This window comes from Streptomyces asiaticus (genome assembly GCF_018138715.1).
In the GTDB taxonomy this organism is placed as follows: Bacteria; Actinomycetota; Actinomycetes; order Streptomycetales; family Streptomycetaceae; genus Streptomyces; species Streptomyces asiaticus.
The window spans coordinates 5183289-5206630 of the sequence record NZ_JAGSHX010000006.1 but is presented as its reverse complement, the minus strand read 5'-3'; the positions used below and the strand labels follow the sequence as shown (position 1 = coordinate 5206630).

Below are 23342 nucleotides of genomic sequence, written 5' to 3'. Positions count from 1 at the left end.
GGGTCAGGCTCCCGCTGCGACGAGGACGGCGGCCACGGCCAGGACGAGGGAGCCCGCGAGCAGCGCGCCGAGGTAAGTCTGCACATTGCCGGTCTGCGCGCGGCGTACGGCCGCGCCGAGCAGCCGGGGCGCACCGCCCGCGCCGCGTACGTACGTCTCGACGACCTCGCGGTCGAGGTAGCGGACGAGCCGGGCGGCGGCCCGCACGGGCCGGACGAACAGGGCGCCGTAGACGGCGTCGAGGTGGAAGCCGACGGCCGCGTGGCGGTGCAGCGGGCCCAGGAGCAGCCGCCCGGGGTCGGCGGGGTCGCTGGCGCCCGCGATGGAGCCGTAGGCCGCCTCGTGGGTGGCGATGGCCTCGGCCTCGGAGACGGCGTCGGCGGCCTCGGGGTGGGCGGCCACCGCGCCGAGCGGGACCTGGCGGGCCCGCGCCGAGCTGTGCCGCCAGGCGCCGTACATGACGAGGGCGCCGCCGAGGGCCAGCCCGGTGCCGAGGACGGACGTGGTGAGCGTCGGGGTGAGGGACTCGCCGTCGAACCAGTCGGGCAGTGTGCCGTAGGCGAGGCCGAGGGCGGCCGTGGGGAGGAACAGCACCCACAGGACGACGTTCATGGCCACCGGCTGCTTGCCGTGGTCGGGGACGGGCTCGCCCTGGCCGCGGAAGGTGAGCAGCCACAGCCGGGCCGCGTATCCGGCGGTCAGGAGCGCGGTGAGCAGCCCGGCGAGGAGCACGGTCCAGCCGACGCCCTCCGGGACGCCGGAGGTGTGGCCGGTGGCGGCGTGCTCGGCCGCGCCGAGGACGGCCTCCTTGGAGAAGAAGCCCGCGAAGGGCGGGATGGCGGCGAGCGCGAGCAGCGCGATCGTCATCGTCCAGAAGGCGTCGGGGATGCGCTGGGCAAGGCCGCTCATCCGGGACATGGCGGCCAGGGAGTTGCTGCCGGCGGCGTGGATCACCACGCCCGCGCCGAGGAACAGCAGCGCCTTGAACGCGCCGTGGGTGATGAGGTGGAAGACGGCGGCGCCACGGTCGTCGACGGCCAGCGCGCCCGTCATATAGCCGAGTTGGCCGACGGTCGAGTAGGCGAGGACGCGTTTGATGTCGTCCTGGGCGAGCGCGGCGAGCGCCGAGCCGACCATCGTCACGGCCGCCATGGCGGCCAGTACGGCGAGCGCGGCGGCCGAGGAGGCGAAGACGGGCAGCAGCCGGGCCACCACAAAGACGCCGGCGGCGACCATGGTGGCCGCGTGGATCAGCGCGGAGACCGGGGTGGGACCGGCCATCGCGTCCGGCAGCCAGGTGTGCAGCGGGAACTGCGCGGACTTCCCCGCGACCCCGGCCAGCAGCAGCAGCGCGATCAGGGTGGGGTGGTCCAGCGGCGCCCCGGCGGTCCCGGAGGTCAGCCGGGTGTGGATCTCGCTGATGCGGAACGTGCCGGTGTCGCCCGCGAGCGCGAAGATGCCGATCAGGAACGGGACGTCGCCGAGCTTGGTGACCAGGAACGCCTTCAGGGACGCGGAGCGCGCGGCCGCGGTCTCCCAGTAGTGGCCCACCAGGAAGTACGAGCAGATGCCCATGATCTCCCAGCCGACGAGCAGCACGATGAGGTCGTCGGAGTAGACGACGAGCAGCATCGCGGCGGTGAAGAGGGAGACGAGCGCGGCGTAGGAGGGGTAGCGGGGGTCGTCGCGCAGATAGCCGGTCGAGTAGATCTGCACACAGCAGGCGACGACGGCGACGAGGACCGCGACCAGGGCGGCGAAGCCGTCGATCTGGAGGGCCAGGTCGACGGGGACCGAGCCGGTGTCGGCGAGCCGGGTCGCGGCGGTGAGCGGGGCCGTGCCGCCGCCCGCTCCGCCGCCCTGCCGTACGGCGACGAGCACGGCGAGCCCGGCCGCGGCGAGGGTCGGCAGCACCGCGAGGGGGCGGACGAAACCGGGGGCCCGGCGGCCGAGCAGGAGCCCGGCGACGGCGCCGAGGAACGGCAGGAGGGGGACGAGAACGGCGGCGGTCGTGGTCGTCACGCGGTCTGCCTCCGGGCGCGTCGTGCCTGGTCGGCGGCGTTGTCAGTGGGGGCTGCCATGCTGTCGTCCATCGGGTCCTGGCCGGCCGGCGGGGGGTCGGCCAGGTCCCGCAGGCGATCGACGTCGGAGGTGCCGCTGTTGCGATACACGAGCAGGACGATGGCGAGGCCGATGCCGATCTCGGCGGCGGCGATGGCGATGGTGAAGAGGGTCAGCGCCTGGCCCGTGTGCAGGGTGTCGCGGAGCCAGACGTCGAAGGCGACGAGGTTGAGGTTGACGGCGTTGAGCATCAGCTCGACCGACATCAGCACCAGGATCGCGTTGCGGCGGGCGAGGACGCCGTACAGACCGGTGCAGAAGAGGAGGACGGCGAGCACGGCGGGGTAGGCGAGGTGCATCAGCGCTTCTCCTTGCCGTGGCCGGTGCGGGGGCCACTGTCGTGGCCGGTGCCGGGGCCACTGCGGGGGTCGGCGCCAGGGACGCTGTCGTGGCCGCTCTTGCGGGAGAGGACGATCGCGCCCACGAGCGCGGCGAGGAGCAGCACGGACAGCGCCTCGAACGGCAGCACCCAGTGGCGGAAGAGGCTCTCACCGGAGACGGCGGTGGAGCCCTGCACGCCCTTGTCCAGCTCGATCCAGGTGGTCCGGAAGGCGTCCACGACCACCCATACCAGGACGCCCGCGGCGGCCACGGCCACGGCGAGCGCTGCCGGGCGGTTGCCCGAGTCGGCGTCCGGGGAGCGGCCGATGGGCGCCCTGGTGAGCATCAGCCCGAAGAGGAGGAGGACGACCACGGACCCGACGTAGATCAGCACCTGCACCCAGGCGATGAACTCCGCCGTGAGCAGGAGGTACTCCACGGCGAGGCCACCGAGCGCCACCACCAGCCACAGGGCGGCGTGCACCAGCTGCTTGGTGGTGACGGTGACGACGGCCGCGCCGAAGGTCGCGATGCCCACCAGCAGGAAGGCGATCTCGACTCCGGTCGGCGACAGGAACCCGTGGCCGGTGGCGGCCAAGTGGACCGCAGGGCTCACGAGGCGGCTCCGTTCCCGTGCTCGGTCCCGCTTCCGTTGCCGTTGCGGTTGCGGTTGCCGTTGCCGTTGCCGGCTGTCCCGCCGGGACCGGCGGATCCGCGCTCGGCCTCGGCGGCCTGTGCGGCCTCGGCGGCGGCGAGCTTGTCGGCGGCCTTACGGGCGGCGGCGAGCTCCTTGGGCTCCTCCGCGCGCGGGTCGAGCGCGGGCGGCGCGGGCACCGTCCACATCCACTCGCGGAGCTTGTCCCGCTCATGGGTGAGATCGCGGATGTCCTCCTCCGCGTACTCGAACTCCGGCGACCAGAACAGCGCGTCGAAAGGGCACACCTCGATGCAGATACCGCAGTACATGCACAGCGCGAAGTCGATCGCGAACCGGTCCAGCACATTGCGGCTGCGCTCGCGCCCGCCCGGGGCGGCCGGGGGCACGGTCTCCTTGTGCGAGTCGATATAGATGCACCAGTCCGGGCATTCGCGGGCGCACAGCATGCAGACCGTGCAGTTCTCCTCGAACAGCCCGATCACCCCGCGGGTGCGGGGCGGCAGCTCGGGCTGCGCGTCCGGATACTGCGCGGTGTGCGACTTCCGGGTCATCGTGCGGAGGGTGACGGCCAGGCCCTTGGCCAGACCGGATCCGGGGATGCCCATCAGGAGATCACCACCTTGACGACGCCGGTGAGGGCGATCTGGGCCAGTGAGAGCGGAATGAGGCAGGTCCAGGCGAACCGCTGGAGCTGGTCCTCGCGCAGCCGCGGATAGCTGACCCGCAGCCAGATCACGATGAAGGCGAGGACGGCCGTCTTCAGCAGGGTCCACAGCCAGCCGAGTCCGTCGGCGGACGGCCCGTGCCAGCCACCGAGGAAGAGGACGGTGGTCAGCGCGCACAGGACGACGATGCCCGCGTACTCGGCGAGCAGGAAGAGCGCGAACCGCAGGCCCGTGTACTCGGTGTACGCACCGAAGATGATCTCGGAGTCGGCGATCGGCGCGTCGAACGGCGGGCGCTGGAGTTCGGCGAGACCGGCGGTGAAGAACACCAGCCCGCCGACGATCTGCCACGGCACCCACCACCACTCGAACGCGTCGAGGATGCCGGGCAGCGAGACCGTGCCCGCCGCCATCGCCACGGAGGCGGCGGTGAGCAGCATCGGCAGCTCGTACGCCATGAGCTGGGCGGCCGTGCGCAGGCCGCCGAGAAGGGAGAACTTGTTCGCCGAGGCCCAGCCCGCCATCAGCGAACCCAGCACTCCGACGCCCAGCACGGCGAGCACGAAGAAGACGCCCGCGTCCAGGACCTGGCCGACCGCGCCCTCGGCGGGGCCGATCGGGATCGCGACGAGGACGAGGAGGTACGGCAGCAGGGCGACGGCGGGCGCGAGCTGGAAGATCCGCCGGTCGGCTCCGGCCGGTACGACGTCTTCCTTCTGCGCGAACTTCACGCCGTCCGCGACCAGCTGAGCCCATCCGTGGAAGCCGCCCGCGTACATCGGCCCGAGGCGGCCCTGCATATGGGCCATGACCTTGTGCTCGGTCTGCCCCACGACCAGGGGCAGCACGAGAAAGGCGAGCAGGAGGGCGAGCAGTCGCAGCGCGACGTCGAGGACGTCGTTCACGCGGCGCCTCCTGGCTGGTCGTCGGTGTCGTTGTCGGGGGTGGCCTCCGGGGTGTCCGGGATGTCCGGTGTACCGGGGGTGCCGGGTGCGTCGGGGGCGTCGGGGGCGTCGGGTGCGGCGTCCGGGGTGCCCGGGGTGCCGAGGGTGCCGGGCGCGGCGTCCGGGGTACCGGGGGTGCCGGGCGCGGCGTCCGGGGTGGCCGGGGTGCCGAGGGTGTCGGGTGCGGGGCCCGGGGTGGCCGGTGCGTCCGGGGCGCCGGGGGTGTCGGGCGCGTCGGGTGCCGCATCCGAGGTGGCCGGAGTACCGGGGGTCTCGGGCGCGGGGGCGGGTTTCGCGCCGCGTCCGTCTTCGGTCGCCTCGGTCTGCGCTTCCGGTTCCGGTGCCTGCGGCTCACGCGGGGACTCGGCGTCCTCGTCCCGGTCCTCGTCCCTCGCGGGGCGCGCGTGGTGCCACGGGGCGTCGGACGAGCGGCGCTGCGGCGCGGGGCGCCGCGGGCGAGCCGGGGCTTGGGGCGCCGACGGCTCGTCGGCCGCGCCCCGCCCACCGGCGGCCGCGTCCGTAGCCGAGGCTTCGGCCGCAGCCTCAGCGCCCGCCGGGCGCTGGCTCGCCGGGCCCTCGCCCGCGGTGCGGGAACGCCGGGTCGGGCGTTCGGCCGCCGGGGCGGGAGTCTCCCCCGCCGCACCCGCCGCCTCCGCCGAACGCTGGCTCGCGGAACCCTGGCTCGCGCTGCGCGCACGCCGGGCCGGACGTTCGGCCCCCGGGGTCTGGCCCTCCGCAGCCTCCGCTGACGCCTCCGCGCCCGCCGGGCGCTGGCTCGCCGAGCCCGCCGTCGCGCTGCGGGTGCGGCGGGCGGGGCGCTCGCCCGCGGCGGCGCCTGCCGCGCGGGCGCCCCGCGCCGGGCGGGCCGGGGCAGGGGGCAACTGGCCCTTGAGGGGGCCCCACTCGTTGGGGTCGGGGACACCCGGCGGCAGCATCTGGCGCCGCTTGGGGCCGCCGTGTTCGGACTCCCCCGGCTCCTTCGCGCCGGGCCACGCCTTGACGACCCGGGCCGCCAGTACGAAGTCCTTGCGCAGCGGATGCCCCTCGAAGCCGTCGGGCAGCAGCAGCGGCGCGAGACCGGGGTGGCCGGGGAAGCCGATGCCGAACATCTCGTGGGTCTCGCGCTCATGCCAGGCCGCCCCGGCGTAGACGCCGGTCGCGGTCGGCAGTGCGGGGGCCTCGTGCGGCACGGTGGTGCGCAGCAGCAGACCGCGCACCGCGGGCCCGGCCCCGGCCCCGGGCCCAGCCCCAGGCGTGACCCCGGGAGCTCCCAGAGCGACGACGCGCGCGGCCACCCGGAAGCCGGTGCCCGGCTCGTCGACCGCGCTCAGCCAGTCGAAGTAGGTGCAGCCGAGGGTGTCGCGGGCCGTCTCCAACGCCGCGGTCCAGGAGTCGGCGGGGACGTCGACGGTCAGCAGGCCGTACGCCTCCTCCGCCGTGGCGCCCTCGCCGAACAGCTCGGCAGCGGACCGCGGCAGCCAGCCCACGGGCGGCGCGGTCTCGGCCGTGCCGCTCGGCTCCGCCGTCTCGCTCGGCCCCGCCGTCTCGTTCCTCGGCTCGTTGGCCTCATGCCGCTCGGTCATCGCGTGTCTTCCCGCTCCGGAGGCGTGACCAGCCCGCTGCGCAGTGCGGCTGCCGATGGACGGCCCGCGACCGCGGGCGTGGTCGTGGAGGCAGCGCCGCCGGAATTTCCGTAGCGCTCGCCCAGCGACTCGCGCGCGATCTTCTCCTGGAGTTTGAGGATGCCCTGGAGCAGCGCCTCGGGCCGGGGCGGGCAGCCGGGGACGTAGACGTCGACGGGGATGATCTGGTCGACGCCCTTGGTCACCGCGTACGAGTCCCAGTAGGGGCCGCCGCAGTTCGAGCAGGCCCCGAAGGAGATCACGTACTTCGGCTCCGGCATCTGCTCGTACAGCCGCTTCACGGCGGGCGCCATCTTGTCCGTGACCGTGCCGGAGACGACCATCAGGTCGGCCTGGCGCGGCCCCGGTGCGAAGGGGATCACGCCGAGTCGGATGAAGTCGTGGCGGGCCATCGACGCCGCGATGAATTCGATCGCGCAGCAGGCGAGCCCGAAGTTGAAGACCCACAGGCTGTAGCGGCGGCCCCAGTTCAGGACCACCTTCATCGGCTCGGGCGCCAGCCGGGCCAGCGGGCCGAGACGGCGCGGCTCCGGCAGGTCCACCGGGCCGGGCGCGGGGACCGGCGGCCCGGAGGCCGTCGTTGGCGTCGGGTTCGGTGTCACGTCCACTCCAGGACGCCCTTCTTCCATGCGTACAGCAGACCTACGGCGAGGAACCCGAGGAAGATGAACATCTCCACCAGCGTGGCGGCCCCGAAGCCGGGCGCCGCGAAGACCGTCGCCCACGGGAACAAAAAGATCGAGTCAACGGCGAAAATCACATACAGAAAAGCGTAGACGTAGTAGCGGACCTGGGTGTGGGCCCAGCCCTCGCCCACGGGGTCCACTCCGCACTCGTAGGTCAGCAGCTTCTCCGGCGTGGGCACGACAGGCCGCAGCAGCCGCCCCGCCCCGAAGGCCACGGCGACGAAGATCACGCCGATCGCCGCCAGCAGTCCGACCACCGCATAGCCGTGGAAGTAGTCGGCCGCGAGCTGGACGCTGGTGACGCTGGTGGTGCGTACGGTCGTCGCCTCCGGCACGTCCGCCCTCGCTCCCTGGTCTCGTGGTCCTTGTCCGCTCCTCGTCGACCTCGCGTGTTCGACGATCCGTACGGACGGGAAGTCTAGGCCCTGCCGCCACCCGGCCGGGCGGCCCGTCCGCCATGCGGTGGGGGTAGCCCCATGGCGGAGTCCCCGCAGGGCCGGGCAGTCTTGCCGTCATGACCTCCAGTTCCCCCGCCGACAGGCCCGTCGGCGGCCCCGACGGCGGCGGCCACGGCGGCGTCCGTGGCCGCGCCGACGAGCGGCTGCCGCGCCCGCCCGCGTTCGCCTTTCCCCCGCAGACCTGGAAGGAGATCGCGTATCTCCTGGCCAATCTGCTGGTGGGCATCGTGTGCTTCGTCTTCACCCTGGTCTGGCTGGCCGTGGGCCTGGGACTGGCCGTCACGGTGGTGGGCCTGCCCCTGCTGGCCCTGGGGCTGCGGTTCAGCCGGCTGCTCGGCCGGCTCGAGCGGAACCGCGCCAGGGCGCTGCTCTCGGTGCGCATCGACGAGCCCAGCCCCCTGCCGTACCACCCGGACAGCGGCTTCCTCGGCAGGCTGTGGACGAGCCTGCGGGACCCGGTCGGCTGGCGGGCCACGCTCTACGCCCTGATCCGGCTGCCGTGGTCGGTGGTCACCTTCGCGATCACCCTGACCTCGCTGTTCGCGGCCTGGCCGGTGCTGCCGTGGATCGCCCGGGGGCTGACGCATGTGGACCGGGCGATGGTGCGCGGGCTGCTGTTCCCCTCCGACGAGCTGGAGCGGCGGATCGCCGAGCTGGAGTCGGACCGGGGCACGGTGGTGGACACCGCCGCCGCCGACCTGCGCCGGATCGAACGCGACCTCCACGACGGCGCCCAGGCCCGCCTGGTCGCCCTCGCCATGGGGCTCGGTCTGGCGAAGGAGAAGCTGGAGGAGGACCCGGAAGCCGCCGCCAAGATGGTCGACGAGGCCCATGGCGAGGTGAAGCTCGCCCTCCAGGAGCTCCGCGACCTCGCCCGCGGCATCCACCCCGCCATCCTCACCGACCGCGGGCTCGGCCCCGCCCTCTCCGCGCTCTCGGCCCGCTGCACCGTGCCCGTGAAGGTGGCGGTCGAGCTGCCTGAACGCCCGGCACCGGCCATCGAGGGCATCGCCTACTTCACCGTCTCCGAGCTGCTCCAGAACATCAGCAAGCACAGCGGCGCCCGCACCGCCGAGGTCGACGTCTGGCGCACCGAGGACCGGCTGCTGATCCAGGTGCGGGACGACGGACGCGGCGGGGCGTCCACCGACGGGGGCACGGGGCTCGCGGGCCTGGCGGAGCGGCTGGGCTCGGTGGACGGGCTGTTCGTGGTGGATTCGCCGTCCGGTGGCCCGACCGCCGTGACCGCCGAGCTGCCCTGGCGCCACCGGACCGGGTCGGCGGCGGGCGCGGCGGTGGCACGGTCCCGGCGGAGAGCCTGAGAACGGGGCACGGCGACCTCACCCCTCAAGGCCCGACCTCACTCCTCGAGGTCCCGACTCCACCCCTCAAGGTCCCGACCTCACCTCCCGAGGTCCTGCCCGCACCCCCCGAGGTAGGGCTAACCCCCCGGTGAAGAGGCCGACCCGCCCGATGGCCGGGCCGACCCCGCTCCGGGACTCTTGGGGATACGCAGAAGCGCGACCGATCAGGCCCCCGGAGGACGGACGAGACGATGGCCACCGCATACCGCCCCTACGAGCCGGGGACCGAGCCCCGTGGCCATCTGGTGCCCGCAGCGCTGAAGGCGCCGTTCCAGGGCCGCGTGTGGCGTGAGTTCCTCTATGTCCTGATCAGCCTGCCGATGGCCATCCTCACCTTCGTCTACACGGTCACGATGATCGCGCTCGGCGCCGGGCTGCTGATCACCTTCCTCGGCGTCCCGGTGCTCGGCGCCGCCCTCGCGGGCTGCCGGGCGCTCGGCGTCGTCGAGCGGGCCCGCGCCCGGGCGCTGCTGGGGCTCGAGGTGGCCGAGCCCGAGCCCGTGCTCGGCCGGAGGGGCGGCCGTGGGGGCAGGCGCGGACCGGTCGCCTGGGTGGGCGCGCTGCTCAGGAGCGGCACCTCCTGGCGTCATGTGATCTACGCGCTGATCCATCTGCCGTGGGCGGTCTTCTCCTTCGGCTTCGCGGTGGCATTCACCTGCTACGGCTGGGGCTTCGCGACCTATCCGCTGTGGCGCTGGGTCTTCCCCCGGTATCTGGACGAGCCGGGTCTCCAGGTCTTCGGGGACGACCACGGGCGCAACTTCTATCTGGACACCCCGTTCGAGATCGCCGTGACCTGCGCCGCCGGGGTGCTGGTCCTGCTGCTGACCCCGTGGATCATGCGGGCGCTGACCTCGGTCGACCGGATCATGGTGACCGGGCTGCTCGGCCCGTCCCGGCTGGCGAGCCGGGTCTGGGAGCTGGAGTCGGACCGGGGCACGGTGGTGGACACCGCCGCCGCCGACCTGCGCCGGATCGAACGCGACCTCCACGACGGCGCCCAGGCCCGCCTGGTCGCCCTCGCCATGGATCTGGGCCTGGCGAAGGAGAAGCTGGAGGAGGACCCGGAGGCCGCCGCGAAGATGGTGGACGAGGCCCACGGCGAGGTGAAGCTCGCCCTCCAGGAGCTCCGCGACCTCGCCCGCGGCATCCACCCCGCCATCCTCACCGACCGCGGTCTCGGCCCCGCCCTCTCCGCCCTCGCCGCCCGCTGCACCGTCCCGGTGAAGGCGACCGTGGACCTTCCGCAGCGGCCCGCGCCCGCGATCGAGGGCATCGTCTACTTCACCGTCTCCGAGCTGCTCCAGAACATCAGCAAGCACAGCGGCGCCCGCACCGCCGAGGTCGACGTCTGGCGCACCGAGGACCGGGTGATGCTCCAGATCACGGACGACGGGAGGGGCGGGGCCGACACCTCCACCGGTTCGGGTCTCGCCGGGCTGGCCGAGCGGATCGACTCGGTGGACGGGGTCCTCGTCGTCCACTCCCCGCCGGGCGGCCCGACCACGGTGACCGCCGAGCTCCCCTGGCGCTGACCCCACACGCCCCTGGCGCTGACGGCGCACACCCTTCCGTTTGTACGCGGCTCGTGCGCGACCGGTTGTGCGCAACTGGACGCGGCCGGTTCTGCGCGACGCGAGCGGCCGAACCCTGGGATGCTGGTCCCGTCGAACCGAGTGAAACGGGGGCCGAGCATCGTGGCGGACAGAGTACGGGTGGTCATCGCCGAGGATTCGGTGCTGCTGCGGGAGGGACTGACCCGGCTGCTGACCGACCGGGGCCATGACGTGGTCGCGGGCGTCGGGGACGCGGAAGCGCTGATCAAGTCGGTGCGGGAGCTGGCCGACGAGGGCGCGCTACCGGATGTGGTGGTGGCCGACGTCCGGATGCCGCCCACGCACACCGACGAGGGGGTCCGGGCGGCCGTCCGGCTGCGCCGCGACCATCCCGGTCTCGCGGTGCTGGTCCTGTCGCAGTACGTGGAGGAGCAGTACGCCACCGAGCTGCTGGCCGGGAACAGCCGGGGCGTGGGCTATCTGCTCAAGGACCGGGTGGCCGAGGTGCGCGAGTTCGTGGACGCGGTGGTGCGGGTCGCCCAGGGCGGCACGGCGCTCGACCCGGAGGTGGTCGCCCAGCTGCTGGGCCGCAGCCGCAAGCAGGACGTGCTGGCCGGACTCACCCCGAGGGAGCGCGAGGTCCTGGGGCTGATGGCCGAGGGCCGTACCAATTCGGCCATCGCCCGGCAGCTCGTGGTGAGCGACGGCGCGGTCGAGAAGCATGTGAGCAACATCTTCCTGAAGCTCGGCCTGTCGCCGAGTGACGGGGATCACCGTCGGGTGCTCGCCGTCCTCACTTATCTCAATTCCTGAGACTCTCAATTCCTGAATGCAGACTCCCGCGCACCAAAGCGGGGCCAAAGGCTGAACGGGGGGATCAGCGGAAATGACAGCACGGGGGGAGGGACACGTCATGCCAAACCAGGACATATATGCTTCTTCTTTCGGAGTCCACCATGTGATCCGGCCAAGGAAGGCCACCCTTACCGACGTACGATGGTCATGGGACAACAACCGGTCGGCACCGACTGTCCAGGAGCGCCGCCTCAAGGGAGGTCCGAAGCAGTGACCAGCCAGGTCAGTAGCCCGGCCGAGCAGGCCGAACCAGCCGATCAGCAAGGCGGGCAGACGCCCGCCGGGGGGCAGCGATCAGCAGACGGCGGCAAGGAGGTCCGCCGTCTGGACCGGGTGATCATCCGGTTCGCGGGGGACTCCGGCGACGGTATGCAGCTCACGGGTGACCGGTTCACCTCGGAGACGGCGTCGTTCGGGAACGACCTGTCGACCCTGCCGAACTTCCCGGCGGAGATCCGCGCCCCCGCCGGCACCCTGCCCGGAGTGTCGAGCTTCCAGCTCCACTTCGCCGATCACGACATCCTCACACCGGGTGACGCGCCGAACGTGCTGGTGGCGATGAACCCGGCCGCGCTGAAGGCCAACCTCCCCGATGTGCCGCGCGGGGCGGAAATCATCGTCAACACCGACGAGTTCACCAAGCGCCCCATGGCCAAGGTCGGCTATGACCAAAGCCCCCTGGAGGACGGCTCGCTGGACGGCTATCGCGTCCACCCGGTGCCGCTCACCACGCTGACCATCGAGGCGCTGAAGGAATTCGGGCTGTCCCGCAAGGAGGCCGAGCGCAGCAAGAACATGTTCGCGCTCGGGCTGTTGTCGTGGATGTACCACCGGCCGACCGAGAACACCGAGAAGTTCCTGCGCCAGAAGTTCGCCAAGAAGCCGCAGATCGCCGAGGCGAACGTGGCCGCCTTCCGGGCGGGCTGGAACTTCGGCGAGACCACCGAGGACTTCGCCGTCTCCTACGAGGTCGCCCCGGCCACCACCGCGTTCCCCACCGGCACCTACCGGAACATCTCCGGAAACCTGGCGCTGTCGTACGGGCTGATCGCGGCGTCCCGCCAGGCCGATCTGCCGCTGTTCCTGGGGTCGTACCCGATCACCCCGGCCTCGGACATCCTGCACGAACTGTCCAAGCACAAGAACTTCGGTGTGCGCAGCTTCCAGGCCGAGGACGAGATCGCCGGGATCGGCGCCGCGCTGGGCGCGGCCTTCGGCGGCTCCCTCGCCGTGACCACCACCTCCGGCCCCGGTGTGGCGCTGAAGTCGGAGACCATCGGGCTCGCGGTGTCGCTCGAACTGCCGCTGCTGGTGATCGACATCCAGCGCGGCGGCCCCTCCACCGGACTGCCCACCAAGACCGAGCAGGCGGACCTGCTCCAGGCCATGTACGGGCGCAACGGCGAGGCCCCGGTGCCGATCGTGGCCCCGAAGACCCCGGGCGACTGCTTCGACGCCGCGCTCGAGGCCGCCCGGATCGCCCTGGCCTACCGCACCCCGGTGTTCCTGCTGTCGGACGGCTATCTGGCCAACGGCTCGGAGCCCTGGCGGGTGCCGGACGTCGACGAGCTGCCCGATCTGCGCGTCCAGTTCGCGGCCGGCCCCAACCACGTACTCGCCGACGGCACCGAGGTCTTCTGGCCGTACAAGCGCGACCCGGAGACGCTGGCCCGCCCCTGGGCCGTGCCCGGAACGCCCGGTCTGGAGCACCGGATCGGCGGCATCGAGAAGCAGGACGGCACGGGGAACATCTCCTACGACCCGGCCAATCACGACCACATGGTCCGCATCCGCCAGGCCAAGGTGGACGGCATCGCGGTGCCGGACATCGAGGTGGACGACCCGACCGGCGACGCCCGCACCCTGGTCCTGGGGTGGGGGTCCACCTACGGCCCGATCACCGCGGCGGTGCGCCGCGTCCGCACCGCGGGCGACCGGATCGCCCAGGCCCATCTGCGCCATCTCAACCCCTTCCCGGCCAACCTCGGCAAGGTGCTGGAGGGTTACGAGAAGGTCGTGGTGCCGGAGATGAACCTGGGTCAGCTGGCGACGCTGCTGCGCGCTCGCTATCTGGTCGACACCCGCTCCTTCACCCAGGTCCGCGGGCTGCCCTTCAAGGCCGAACAGCTCGCCACCGCCCTCAAGGAGGCCATCGATGACTGACACCATCGCCGAGGGCGCGGCATCGGCTCGGCACGCGCTCTCCCTGGTGCCCAAGACCGACACCAAGCAGACGATGAAGGACTTCAAGTCCGACCAGGAGGTCCGCTGGTGCCCCGGCTGCGGTGACTACGCGGTCCTCGCCGCCGTCCAGGGCTTCATGCCCGAACTGGGCCTGGCGAAGGAGAACATCGTCTTCGTCTCCGGCATCGGCTGCTCCTCGCGCTTCCCGTACTACATGAACACCTACGGGATGCACTCCATCCACGGCCGCGCCCCGGCCATCGCCACCGGACTGGCCGCCTCCCGCCGCGATCTGTCGGTGTGGGTCGTCACCGGTGACGGCGACGCGCTGTCGATCGGCGGCAACCACCTGATCCACGCGCTGCGCCGCAATGTGAACTTGAAGATCCTGCTCTTCAACAACCGCATCTACGGTCTGACCAAGGGGCAGTACAGCCCCACCTCCGAGGTCGGCAAGATCACCAAGTCGACCCCGATGGGCTCCCTGGACGCGCCGTTCAACCCGCTGTCGCTCGCGCTCGGCGCCGAGGCGGGCTTCGTGGCCCGCACCGTGGACTCCGACCGCAAGCACCTGACCGAGGTGCTGCGGCAGGCGGCGGCCCACCCGGGCACCGCGCTGGTGGAGATCTACCAGAACTGCAACATCTTCAACGACGGCGCCTTCGAGGCCCTCAAGGACAAGGACCAGGCCCAGGAGGCCGTGATCCGGCTGGAGCACGGGCAGCCGATCCGCTTCGGCACCGACCAGTCCAAGGGCGTCATCCGCAACCAGCGCACCGGCGACCTCGAAGTGGTCACCGTCACCGCCGAGAACGAGCACCAGGTGCTGGTGCACGACGCCCACGCGGCCTCGCCCACCACGGCGTTCGCGCTGACCCGGCTCGCCGACGCGGACACCCTCCACCACACCCCCATCGGGGTGCTGCGCGATGTGGAGCGCCCGGTCTACGACACCCAGATGTCCGACCAGCTCGACAACGCCGTGGAGCTCAAGGGCAAGGGCGACCTCGGCGCGCTGCTCGCGGGCGGCGACACCTGGACCGTCGTGGGCTGACCCCCGTAAAGCGCGCCCAGCGGGCGCGTTCGTACATACGGGCACAGGCGGGTGCCCGGCCGGAGCGTCTGACCGCGCCCCGGCCGGGCACCCGTTCTGCTATCCGCATGGCCGACACCGCCGCCCCGCTCCAGCCCCCCGACCGCCCCGGCTACCGCCTCAAGCGACTGCTGCTCGGCCCACCCCTGGTCACCGAGCGGATCCGGCGCGAGAAGCTGCACAATCCGGCCGCGCTGGGCGTGCTGGCCTCCGACTGCATCTCCTCGACGGCGTACGGCAGCGAGGAGATGCTGCGGGTGCTGGTGCCGGTCATCGGGGTCGCGGCGTTCACCATGATCCTCCCGGTGACCGGGGCGATCCTGCTGGTGCTGCTGGTGGTCACGCTCTGCTACAGCGATGTGGTGACGATCTACACCCGGGCCGGCGGCTCGTATGTGGTGGCGCGGGAGAACTTCGGCCCGGACATCGCCCAGATCGCGTCCGTGGCGCTGCTGGTGGACTACATCGTCACCGTCGCGGTCCAGGTCTCGGCGGGCACCAACGCGATCATCTCGTTCGCCCATCTCGTCGGCGGCACCTGGACCGGTATCGACCATCTCCAACTGCCCCTGAGCGCCTTGGTGATCCTGATCCTCGCCTACGGGAATCTGCGCGGACTGCGGGAGGCCGGGCGGGTCTTCATGGTGCCCGCCTACCTGTTCATCCTCGCCGTCGGCCTGATGCTGGTGGTCGGCGTGATCCGCGGCCTGGCCGGGACGCTGCCGCACGCCGATGTGCACGCGGCGGGCGCCATGCCCCTGGGCACCGCGGGCAGCGGCTGGCTCTACGGCGCCTCGCTCTTCATCGTGCTGCGCTCGTTCGCCAACGGCGGCTCCTCGCTGACCGGTCTGGAGGCGATCTCCAACAGCGTCTCCGTCTTCCGCGACCCCAAGGGCCGCAACGCCCGCCGCACGCTGGTCACGATGAGCTGCGTCCTGGGCACGCTGGTCCTCGGGGTCTCCGCCCTGGCCCACTTCACCCACGCCATCCCGTACCGGGACGGCACCCCGACCGTTCTCGCGCAGGAGGCCCATCTGGTCTTCGGCGGCGGGGTACTGGGCGCCCTGGGGCTGGCGTTCGTCCAGCTGGCGACCGCGCTCATCCTCTACACGGGCGCCAACACGCCCTTCACCGGCTTCCCCTTCCTGGCCAGCTTCGTGGCCGAGGACCGCTTTCTGCCCCGGCAGCTGACCCGGCGCGGCCACCGGCTGGCCTTCTCCAACGGGATCGTGTCGCTGGCCGTGGTGGCGCTGGCGCTGCTGGTGGTCACCGAGGCCAATGTGGACCGGCTGGTGGCGCTGTACGCGATCGGGGTGTTCACCGCCTTCACCATGGCCGGGGCCGGGATGACGGCCTATCATCTGCGGCGCCGGGAGCCGGGGCGGACGTGGAAGGTCGCGGTGAACTTCATCACCGCGGTGGTCTCCGCGGCCGTGGTGCTGATCTTCGGGATCACCAAGTTCACCGAGGGCGCCTGGCTGGTCGTGGTGGTCTTCCCGCTCGGGGTCTGGGCGCTGATCCGGATCAACCGCGAGTACCGCGCGGAGGCGGCCGCCCTGGAGGCGGTGCCACGCCCCGGGGACGACGTCCCGCGCTGGCGGCGCCATGTGGTCTTCGTCCTGGCGGACAGCATCGACCTGGCGACGGTCAAGGCGCTGCGGTACGCGCATGAGCTGCGGCCCGACGAGGTCCGCGCGGTGCACTTCATGGTGGACGAGGCCCATGCCCGGCGGCTGATGGCGCGCTGGGAGGCCACGGCTGGGGTGACGGCCGCGCTGGAGGTCGTGGAGTGCCCGGACCGGCGGCTGCGCCACGCGGTGAGGGAGCTGGCGGCCCGTACCACCGAGGACGGCCAGACCGCGCTGACCCTGCTGGTGCCGCGCCGCACCTATGCCTCCCCGCTGGGCAAGCTGCTGCACAGGGGCACGGCGGAGTCACTGGCCAAGGCGCTGGAGCGGCTGCCGGGCGTCGCGGTGACGATCCTGCCGTTCGCCGTCAGCCTCGCGGCACGGGAGCGGGGGCCGCGGGAGCGGGAGGCCGGGCAGCGGGAACCCGGGGAGCACGAGCCCGGGGAGCGGCCCGGCTCCGAATGAACACACTTACATAACCGGAAGTACCTTTCTCTTGGTTAGCGCTTCCCTTATGGTGGGTGTGTCGATCCCGAACCAGGAGAGTCACACATATGAGCATCGTCGTCACCGGAGCCACCGGCCACCTCGGCCGCCTCGTCGTCGAGGGGCTGCTGGAGAAGGTTCCCGCCGACCAGATCACCGCGGTCGTGCGCGACACCGCGAAGGCCGCCGACCTCGCCGACCGCGGGGTGCGGCTGCACGTGGCCGACTACAACCGGCCCGAGACGCTCGCCGGCGCCTTCGCCGCCGGCGACAAGGTGCTGCTGATCTCCGGCAGCGAGGTCGGGCAGCGGGTGCCGCAGCACCAGGCCGTGATCGACGCCGCCAAGGAGGCCGGCGTCGCGCTGCTCGCCTACACCAGCATCCTGGGCGGCCCCGCCGCCGACTTCTCGCTGGCTGATGAGCACAAGGTCACCGAGCAGGCGATCACCGACTCCGGTCTGCCGTATGTGCTGCTGCGCAACGGCTGGTACAACGAGAACTACACCGAGAACCTCTCCACCGTCCTGGAGCACGGTGCCGTCGTGGGCGCCGCGGGCGAGGGCCGGGTCGCCTCCGCCGCGCGCGCCGACTACGCGGCGGCCGCCGTCGCCGTCCTGACCGGTGAGGGCCACGAGGGCAAGGCGTACGAGCTGTCCGGCGACACCGCCTGGGGCTTCGCCGAGTACGCCGAGGTGGTCGCCCGGCAGTCCGGCAAGGAGATCGTCTACGGCGCCGTCTCCCCCGCCGAGTACCAGTCCATCCTCACCGGCGCGGGCGTCCCCGAGCCGTTCGCCGTGATCCTCTCCGATGTCGAGGCGGCCATCGAGCGCGGCCGGCTGGACGCCACCCCGGGCGATCTGTCCCGGCTCATAGGCCGTCCGACCACGCCCATCGCGGACTCGGTGGCGGCCGCGCTCAAGGGCTGACCCGCCCCGTACGCACCATGGCCCGCCTGTCATCACCGTATCCCGATACGGGAATGACAGGCGGGCCTCACCAGCGCTACCTTCGGAGCCTCGGAACGGGCCCGCCGGGGGCTCGTCATGCCGTCGGGGAGGGTGCCGTGACGCCGCAGGACCAGCAGGACCGCGTCGATCGCGCCGGTCTCCTCTACGGCTTCGCGGCGTACGGCATCTGGGGGCTGGTGCCGCTCTTCTGGCCGCTGCTGGAGCCCGCCGCGGCGGTGGAGATCCTCGCCCACCGGATGGTGTGGTCACTGGCGGCCGTCGGTCTGGTGCTGCTGGTGCTGCGCCGCTGGAGCTGGATACGGCCGCTGCTGCGGCAGCCCCGGCGGCTGGGCATGATCGCGCTCGCCGCGACCGTGATCTCGGTCAACTGGGGCCTGTACATCTGGGGCGTCAACAGCGGGCATGTGGTGGAGACCGCGCTCGGATACTTCATCAATCCGCTGGTCAGCATCGCCTTCGGGGTGCTGCTGCTGCGTGAGCGGCTGCGGCCCGCGCAGTGGGCGGCGGTCGGCGTCGGGGTGGTGGCCGTGGCCGTGCTGACGGTGGGCTACGGCAAGCTGCCGTGGATCGCGCTCACCCTCGCCTTCAGCTTCGCGACGTACGGGCTGGCCAAGAAGCGGGTCGGTCTCGACGGGCTGGAGTCGCTGGCCGCCGAGACCGCCGTGCAGTTCCTGCCCGCGCTCGGCTTCCTGATCTGGCTCGGAACGCACGGCGGCAGCACGTTCGCGAGCGAGGGCGCCGGGCACGCGGCGCTGCTGGCGAGCTGCGGCTTCGTCACGGCGCTGCCGCTGATCTGCTTCGGGGCCTCGGCGGTGCGGCTGCCGCTGTCGACGATCGGGATGCTCCAGTACGTGGCGCCGACCTTCCAGTTCGTCCTCGGGCTCGTCGTCTTCCACGAGTCGATGCCACCCGAACGGTGGGCGGGCTTCGCCCTTGTCTGGCTCGCGCTCGCGCTGCTGACCTGGGACGCGCTGCGCACCGCCCGGCGGGCGCGGCGGGCGCTGGCCGACGCCGCCGCGCGGGCGGGGGCGCTGTCCGCGACAGTGGAGGCCGATGTGGTTCCGGACCCGGATGTCGTGCCGGAGGCCGTCGTACCCGAGGCCGTCGTGCCGGAGGTCGCCGCGTCGGACGTCGTCTCGGACGCCGCCGTGCCCGATGCCCGGCCGGGACCGATATCCGGCGGGTGATGTCCGGTTTCCGCCCTTGACGCGGAGTCAGCCACGCCCGGAGCATCAGCACGTTCACCGCTCCACCGCCCCACGGGCACGTGCACCACACAGCGTCACGTCATTCCGTCCTGTCCTCGTTCGGAACCGGAGCCCCCCATGTCCTCATGCGCGCAAGCCCGCCCCCGAAGATCCCTGATACGGCGTACGGCCGCCATGGCCGCGGCCGGTACGGCGGTCGCCGCCCTGGTCTCGGCCGCCCCCGCCACCTCCGCCGCGGCGTCGGCACCGCACACGGCGGACGCCCGTACCGCGCTCGCGGCACCCGACATCTCCGTGGCCAATGTGAAGGCCCATCTGACCCAGTTGCAGTCCATCGCCACCGCCAACGGCGGCAACCGCGCCCATGGCCGGCCCGGGTACAAGGCGTCGCTCGACTACATCAAGGGCAAGCTGGACGCCGCCGGATACACCACCACCGTGCAGCAGTTCACCTCCGGCGGTGCCACCGGCTACAACCTCATCGCCGACTGGCCCGGCGGCGACACCAACAACGTGGTGTTCTCCGGCGCCCATCTCGACTCCGTCACCGCGGGCCCCGGGATCAACGACAACGGCTCGGGCTCCGCCGGAATCCTGGAGACCGCGCTCACCGTGGCCCGGCAGGGCGCGAAGCCCACCAAGCATCTGCGGTTCGCCTGGTGGGGCGCCGAGGAGCGCGGAATGGTCGGCTCCACCTCCTACATCAACAACCTGCCGTCATCCGAACGGGCGAAGATCGACGGCTATCTCAACTTCGACATGATCGGCTCGCCCAACCCCGGCTACTTCGTCTATGACGACGACCCCGGGATCGAGTCGGTCTTCAAGGCGTTCTTCTCCGCCAAGGGCGTGCCCACCGAGATCGAGACCGAGGGCGACGGCCGCTCCGACCATGCGCCGTTCAAGAACAAGGGCATCCCGGTGGGCGGTCTCTTCAGCGGCGCCGACTACACCAAGACCGCCGCCCAGGCGCAGAAGTGGGGCGGCACCTCCGGTCAGGCGTTCGACCGCTGCTACCACCGCTCGTGCGACACCTCGAGCAACATCGACGACACCGCCCTGGACCGCAACAGCGACGCCATCGCCTACGCGGTCTGGACGCTCGGCGGCGCCTGATCCCGGATGATGTGCCGTGTTCGGTTCCGCGGGCTCAGGCCGCTTCGGCCGCTCAGGTAGCCCAGACCGCTCAGGTCACTCAGGCCGTTATGTCCTTCGCGGTGAACCGGGCCCAGGCCGCCGAGCCGAACACGGCCACGTACAGCCCCTGTAGCCCCAGGTTCTTGACCAACTCGTCCCAGTAGACCGGCTCGCGGAGGAGATCGGCGAAGCTGAGCCAGTAGTGCGGGAAGAGATACGGGTGGATCGCGTGCAGCTGCGGGATGGTGTCGAGGATCTGCGTGGTGACCACCAGCCCCACCGTCGTGGCCATGGCCGCGATCCCGCTGTTGGTGAGGGTGGAGATGAACAGCCCCACCGTGGCGATCCCCACCAGCGACAGGGCCACCAGGGCGGCCACGCCGAGCGCTCTGAGCAGCGCTTCGTCGAACGAGACGGTGATGCCCGAGATCAGCGTGACATCGCCGAGCGGGAACAGCAGCGCCCCCGTCACCAGGCTCGAGAGGGCCACCACCAGGGTCGCGATCAGGCAGAAGGCCATGGTGGTGGTGAACTTGGCCAGCAGCAGACGGGTCCGTCCGGCGGGGGCGACCAGCAGATAGCGCAGCGTCCCGGAGCCCGCCTCACCGGCGATGGCGTCACCGGCGATCACGCCGATCACCATCGGCAGGAAGACCGGCAGCGTCGCCGCCAGTGACGCGAAGACCAGGAAGATCCCGTTGTTGGTGATCTGCGCGAAGAAGGCGGGTCCCTCCCCCTCTCCCCCATGGCCGCCGCCGAAGCTGCCGCCGTCGCTGGTCTCGATCTTCACCGCGATGCCGATGAGGATCGGGATCAGCGCGAGCACTCCGAGCAGCACCAGGGTCCGCCAGCGGCGGAGGGTGACGGTCAGCTCGGAGCGGAAGAGCGCCAGGGCCCACAGGGGGTTCGGGCGGGACGGGTTCGCCGTCCTCTCGGCCGGTGCGCCGGTGTGGGCCGTCTTGGGTACGCCGGTGCCGGCCACCCTCGTCTCGTCAGCCCGCGACATCGAAGCCCTCCCCGGTCAGCGCGACAAAGGCGTCCTCGAGCGAGGCGCGTTCGGCCCCGAAGGACCGGACCCGCACCCCGGCGCGAACGAGGGCGGCGTTGAGATCGGCCAGCTCCAGCGGTGCGTCGTCCAGGCCGGGGCCGGGCACCGGCAGCTCGCCGGAGACGCGCTCGTCCAGGACCACCAGATCCGTCACCCCGTGCTCCTTGAGCACCCGGACCGCGTCCACCGGGTCCGGAGTGGTGACGGCCAGCCGGCCGCGGCTGCCCGCCGCCAGCTCGGCCACCGTGCCCTGGGCGATCAGCCGGCCCTGGGCCATCACGGCGGCATGCGTGCACACCTGTTCGATCTCATCGAGGAGATGGGAGGAGAGGAAGACGGTGGTGCCCTCCTCGGCCAGCGCGCGCACCAGGGCGCGGATCTCGCGCATGCCCTGCGGATCGAGGCCGTTGGTCGGCTCGTCCAGCACCAGCAGCTCACGCGGCTGGAGCAGCGCGGCGGCCAGGCCCAGGCGCTGCTTCATACCGAGCGAGTACGCACGGGCCTTCTTCCCGGCCGCGGCGGCCAGCCCGACCCGGTCCAGGGCCGCCGCCACGCGGGGGGCGCGGGTGCGGGGGTCGGCGGTGGGGTCGGCCGCGTCGTAGCGCAGCAGATTGTCGCGGCCGGTCAGAAAGGGGTACAGGGCGGGGCCCTCGATGAGGGCGCCCACCCTGGGCAGCACGCTCCTGGCGGCGCGCGGCATCGGCTCGCCGAGCAGCCTGGCGCTGCCCGAGGTGGGCTCGATCAGGCCCATGAGCATGCGGATGGTCGTCGTCTTCCCCGAGCCATTGGGCCCGAGGAAGCCGAAGACACTGCCGCGCGGCACGGACAGATCGAGTGCGTCGACCGCGAGCTGCCCGCCCCGGTAGCGCTTGGTGAGCCCGCGGGTCTCCACCGCGGCGTCGTCCCCCTCGGTGGACCGCTGCTCCACGGGCTCCCCTTCGTTCTGCGTCGTATCCGCGCCCTACGTGTGCTGCCTCGTATCCGCGGCCTACGTCGTCCGTCACCGCGCCTTACGAGCCCAGTGGGCTCACTTGGCCGCGTTGGCGGCCTTGACCAGGGCGTCCTTGTCGACCGCGCCGACGAACACCTTGCCGTCCTCGGTGAGCAGCGCGTTCACCAGCCGGGTGCTGATCACGGTGCCCGAGCCGAACTTCCCCTTGACCTCCTTGCCGAAGCCGCCGAGGAGGCCGGAGGCCGCGCCCGGGCCGCTGTCGCCGCCGGGGGTCTCGGACGCCGCGGCGCCGCCGGGGGTGTCGAGCCTGGCGACCGAGTCCCAGCCCTCGCCGACGACCTTCAGCCCGGACAGGGCGCTCCGGGCGTCCTTGAAGTCCTTGCCGCCGAAGTCCTTCGGGGTGTTCTTATGGTCGGCCTTGGGCTCCTCGGTGACCTTGGCGCCCTTGGGCGGCGTGAAGTCAAAGGTGCTCGCCTTGGGCTTGCCGAAGTCCACGTTGGTGAAGCCCACGTCGACGATTGCCTTGCCGCCGCTCTTCGGGGAGAGCGTGAACTTCAGCGGGACACCGTTGTCCGCGTCCACCGCGATACGGACGGACCCGATCGTGGAGTCGCTGTTCTGCTTGGGCTTGATCAGCAGGTCGTACGCGTCCCGCCCGGCGACCCGGGAGGTGCCGTCGACGGTCACATCGGTGGTGTCGTCCACGGAGGAGAGCAGCGTCTTGGCCATCTCCTGGGGCGTGACGTCCCGCAGGTCCTTCGGCACCTCCCGCCGGTGGTCGCCCTTGGCCTTCGCGTCCTTCGGGGCGGTGGCGTGGTAGGCGGAGTTGCTCCCGCTGTCGTACGCCCAGATCTCGCCGCCGTTGTGGATCATGCTGTACTCGGCGGCGTTCTCGACGATCGACACCCGCTGCTTGTCGGGGCCGTCGGAGGCCACCCGCAGGGTGTGGGAGCCGGAGATCAGCTCCATCAGCTTGGACTCGGGCGCGGCGGACGCGTCGCCGCCCCGTGCCCCGCCGAGGTCGGCGATGGAGCCGCCGCCGGGGAGCGAGGGGATGCCCAGATCGGTGGTGATCTTCACCGAACCGGACATCTGCTGGGCGTCCGATGCCGCCATCTTGCTGATGAGCTCTTGCGCCGAGATCTTCGGCAGGTTGGGGTCGCCGGTGCTGGCGAGCGCCGGGACCAGTCCTATGGTCGCGGCCGCGATGCCCGCGACAGCGACCGGGGCGGCGTACCGGGCGGCCTTCTTCCCTCGTGATGGCCGCTCTTCATCCCAGAAGCCGTCGTCGGCGACCTGTGTCGGTCGGATCCGTGCCATGTGTGCTCTACCTCCGTCGTCGGCGGCGGTTCGTCAGCTTGCACTCG

At 71.9% G+C, this 23342-nt stretch carries 20 protein-coding genes; 9 read left to right on the top strand and 11 right to left on the bottom strand.

The window, feature by feature from the left end; translation table 11 throughout:
- Window positions 1–3 precede the first annotated feature (3 nt).
- From KHP12_RS29565 to KHP12_RS29530, 8 genes are read right to left on the bottom strand one after another with little or no spacing between them, the layout of a single operon-like run.
- Window positions 4–2022: an NADH-quinone oxidoreductase subunit 5 family protein gene (locus KHP12_RS29565; protein ID WP_086883098.1), complete on the bottom strand. Its 2019-nt coding sequence runs from the start codon at window positions 2020–2022 to the stop codon at window positions 4–6.
- Window positions 2019–2420 (bottom strand): NADH-quinone oxidoreductase subunit NuoK, encoded by a 402-nt coding sequence (nuoK, locus tag KHP12_RS29560; RefSeq protein WP_086883099.1) that lies wholly within the window; start codon window positions 2418–2420, stop codon window positions 2019–2021. Before nuoK ends, KHP12_RS29565 begins: the two co-directional genes overlap by 4 nt.
- On the bottom strand, window positions 2420–3058 hold the full coding sequence (locus KHP12_RS29555) for an NADH-quinone oxidoreductase subunit J family protein (protein ID WP_086883100.1): 639 nt from the start codon (window positions 3056–3058) through the stop codon (window positions 2420–2422). Before KHP12_RS29555 ends, nuoK begins: the two co-directional genes overlap by 1 nt.
- The gene (locus KHP12_RS29550) at window positions 3055–3705 is read right to left on the bottom strand and encodes a NuoI/complex I 23 kDa subunit family protein (RefSeq protein WP_244202984.1); all 651 of its coding nucleotides are present in this window, start codon (window positions 3703–3705) and stop codon (window positions 3055–3057) included. Before KHP12_RS29550 ends, KHP12_RS29555 begins: the two co-directional genes overlap by 4 nt.
- Window positions 3705–4670, bottom strand: a complete 966-nt coding sequence (locus KHP12_RS29545) for a complex I subunit 1/NuoH family protein (protein ID WP_210609672.1) — start codon at window positions 4668–4670, stop codon at window positions 3705–3707. Before KHP12_RS29545 ends, KHP12_RS29550 begins: the two co-directional genes overlap by 1 nt.
- Window positions 4667–6292 carry an NADH-quinone oxidoreductase subunit C gene (locus tag KHP12_RS29540; RefSeq protein ID WP_210609670.1) on the bottom strand — a complete coding sequence of 542 codons (1626 nt, stop codon included), beginning with the start codon at window positions 6290–6292 and terminating at the stop codon, window positions 4667–4669. Before KHP12_RS29540 ends, KHP12_RS29545 begins: the two co-directional genes overlap by 4 nt.
- Complete coding sequence (locus tag KHP12_RS29535; protein ID WP_086883851.1) at window positions 6289–6960, bottom strand: NADH-quinone oxidoreductase subunit B; 672 nt, start codon at window positions 6958–6960, stop codon at window positions 6289–6291. Before KHP12_RS29535 ends, KHP12_RS29540 begins: the two co-directional genes overlap by 4 nt.
- Window positions 6951–7373 (bottom strand): NADH-quinone oxidoreductase subunit A, encoded by a 423-nt coding sequence (locus KHP12_RS29530; RefSeq protein WP_037963650.1) that lies wholly within the window; start codon window positions 7371–7373, stop codon window positions 6951–6953. Before KHP12_RS29530 ends, KHP12_RS29535 begins: the two co-directional genes overlap by 10 nt.
- 179 nt (window positions 7374–7552) lie before the next feature.
- Here KHP12_RS29530 and KHP12_RS29525 point away from each other — a divergent pair, with 179 nt between their 5' ends.
- From KHP12_RS29525 to KHP12_RS29485, 9 genes are all read left to right on the top strand, one after another.
- Window positions 7553–8818, top strand: coding sequence for a sensor histidine kinase (locus tag KHP12_RS29525; protein ID WP_086883852.1), 1266 nt, complete (start codon window positions 7553–7555; stop codon window positions 8816–8818).
- A gap of 233 nt (window positions 8819–9051) precedes the next feature.
- A complete protein-coding gene (locus KHP12_RS29520; RefSeq protein WP_086883853.1) occupies window positions 9052–10395 on the top strand; it encodes a sensor histidine kinase in 1344 nt (447 codons plus the stop codon).
- A gap of 120 nt (window positions 10396–10515) precedes the next feature.
- On the top strand, window positions 10516–11229 hold the full coding sequence (locus tag KHP12_RS29515; protein ID WP_051573924.1) for a response regulator transcription factor: 714 nt from the start codon (window positions 10516–10518) through the stop codon (window positions 11227–11229).
- A gap of 252 nt (window positions 11230–11481) precedes the next feature.
- Entirely contained in the window at window positions 11482–13434 is a 1953-nt protein-coding gene (locus tag KHP12_RS29510; protein ID WP_086883854.1) for a 2-oxoacid:acceptor oxidoreductase subunit alpha, read from the top strand.
- On the top strand, window positions 13427–14509 hold the full coding sequence (locus KHP12_RS29505) for a 2-oxoacid:ferredoxin oxidoreductase subunit beta (protein WP_086883855.1): 1083 nt from the start codon (window positions 13427–13429) through the stop codon (window positions 14507–14509). The genes KHP12_RS29510 and KHP12_RS29505 overlap by 8 nt, the downstream gene beginning before the upstream one ends.
- A 107-nt stretch (window positions 14510–14616) precedes the next feature.
- Window positions 14617–16641 carry an APC family permease gene (locus KHP12_RS29500; protein WP_244203090.1) on the top strand — a complete coding sequence of 675 codons (2025 nt, stop codon included), beginning with the start codon at window positions 14617–14619 and terminating at the stop codon, window positions 16639–16641.
- A gap of 89 nt (window positions 16642–16730) precedes the next feature.
- The gene (locus tag KHP12_RS29495) at window positions 16731–17588 is read left to right on the top strand and encodes an SDR family oxidoreductase (RefSeq protein WP_086883856.1); all 858 of its coding nucleotides are present in this window, start codon (window positions 16731–16733) and stop codon (window positions 17586–17588) included.
- A 137-nt stretch (window positions 17589–17725) separates the two neighbouring features.
- Complete coding sequence (gene rarD / locus KHP12_RS29490) at window positions 17726–18817, top strand: EamA family transporter RarD (RefSeq protein WP_037955192.1); 1092 nt, start codon at window positions 17726–17728, stop codon at window positions 18815–18817.
- 195 nt (window positions 18818–19012) lie between these two features.
- A complete protein-coding gene (locus KHP12_RS29485) occupies window positions 19013–19954 on the top strand; it encodes a M28 family metallopeptidase (RefSeq protein ID WP_037955194.1) in 942 nt (313 codons plus the stop codon).
- A 79-nt stretch (window positions 19955–20033) separates the two neighbouring features.
- Here the strand turns inward: KHP12_RS29485 and KHP12_RS29480 are convergent, their stop codons facing one another.
- The 3 genes from KHP12_RS29480 to KHP12_RS29470 all read right to left on the bottom strand — a co-directional run bounded on the left by KHP12_RS29480 (window position 20034) and on the right by KHP12_RS29470 (window position 23295).
- A complete protein-coding gene (locus tag KHP12_RS29480; protein ID WP_086883859.1) occupies window positions 20034–20981 on the bottom strand; it encodes an ABC transporter permease in 948 nt (315 codons plus the stop codon).
- A complete protein-coding gene (locus KHP12_RS29475) occupies window positions 20968–21951 on the bottom strand; it encodes an ABC transporter ATP-binding protein (protein WP_210609668.1) in 984 nt (327 codons plus the stop codon). The genes KHP12_RS29480 and KHP12_RS29475 overlap by 14 nt, the downstream gene beginning before the upstream one ends.
- Window positions 21952–22050: 99 nt before the next feature.
- A complete protein-coding gene (locus KHP12_RS29470; protein ID WP_086886427.1) occupies window positions 22051–23295 on the bottom strand; it encodes a LolA family protein in 1245 nt (414 codons plus the stop codon).
- Window positions 23296–23342: the final 47 nt, after the last annotated feature.

What these genes read in the sequence shown, in the direction of transcription:
- nuoK (WP_086883099.1), bottom strand. Translation starts at nt 2,420, where the DNA reads ATGCACCTCGCCTACCCCGCCGTGCTCGCCGTCCTCCTCTTCTGCACC.
- KHP12_RS29550 (WP_244202984.1), bottom strand. Translation starts at nt 3,705, where the DNA reads ATGGGCATCCCCGGATCCGGTCTGGCCAAGGGCCTGGCCGTCACCCTC.
- KHP12_RS29540 (WP_210609670.1), bottom strand. Translation starts at nt 6,292, where the DNA reads ATGACCGAGCGGCATGAGGCCAACGAGCCGAGGAACGAGACGGCGGGG.
- KHP12_RS29525 (WP_086883852.1), top strand. Translation starts at nt 7,553, where the DNA reads ATGACCTCCAGTTCCCCCGCCGACAGGCCCGTCGGCGGCCCCGACGGC.
- KHP12_RS29520 (WP_086883853.1), top strand. Translation starts at nt 9,052, where the DNA reads ATGGCCACCGCATACCGCCCCTACGAGCCGGGGACCGAGCCCCGTGGC.
- KHP12_RS29515 (WP_051573924.1), top strand. Translation starts at nt 10,516, where the DNA reads ATGCTGGTCCCGTCGAACCGAGTGAAACGGGGGCCGAGCATCGTGGCG.
- KHP12_RS29505 (WP_086883855.1), top strand. Translation starts at nt 13,427, where the DNA reads ATGACTGACACCATCGCCGAGGGCGCGGCATCGGCTCGGCACGCGCTC.
- KHP12_RS29500 (WP_244203090.1), top strand. Translation starts at nt 14,617, where the DNA reads ATGGCCGACACCGCCGCCCCGCTCCAGCCCCCCGACCGCCCCGGCTAC.
- KHP12_RS29495 (WP_086883856.1), top strand. Translation starts at nt 16,731, where the DNA reads ATGAGCATCGTCGTCACCGGAGCCACCGGCCACCTCGGCCGCCTCGTC.
- KHP12_RS29485 (WP_037955194.1), top strand. Translation starts at nt 19,013, where the DNA reads ATGGCCGCGGCCGGTACGGCGGTCGCCGCCCTGGTCTCGGCCGCCCCC.
- KHP12_RS29480 (WP_086883859.1), bottom strand. Translation starts at nt 20,981, where the DNA reads ATGTCGCGGGCTGACGAGACGAGGGTGGCCGGCACCGGCGTACCCAAG.
- KHP12_RS29470 (WP_086886427.1), bottom strand. Translation starts at nt 23,295, where the DNA reads ATGGCACGGATCCGACCGACACAGGTCGCCGACGACGGCTTCTGGGAT.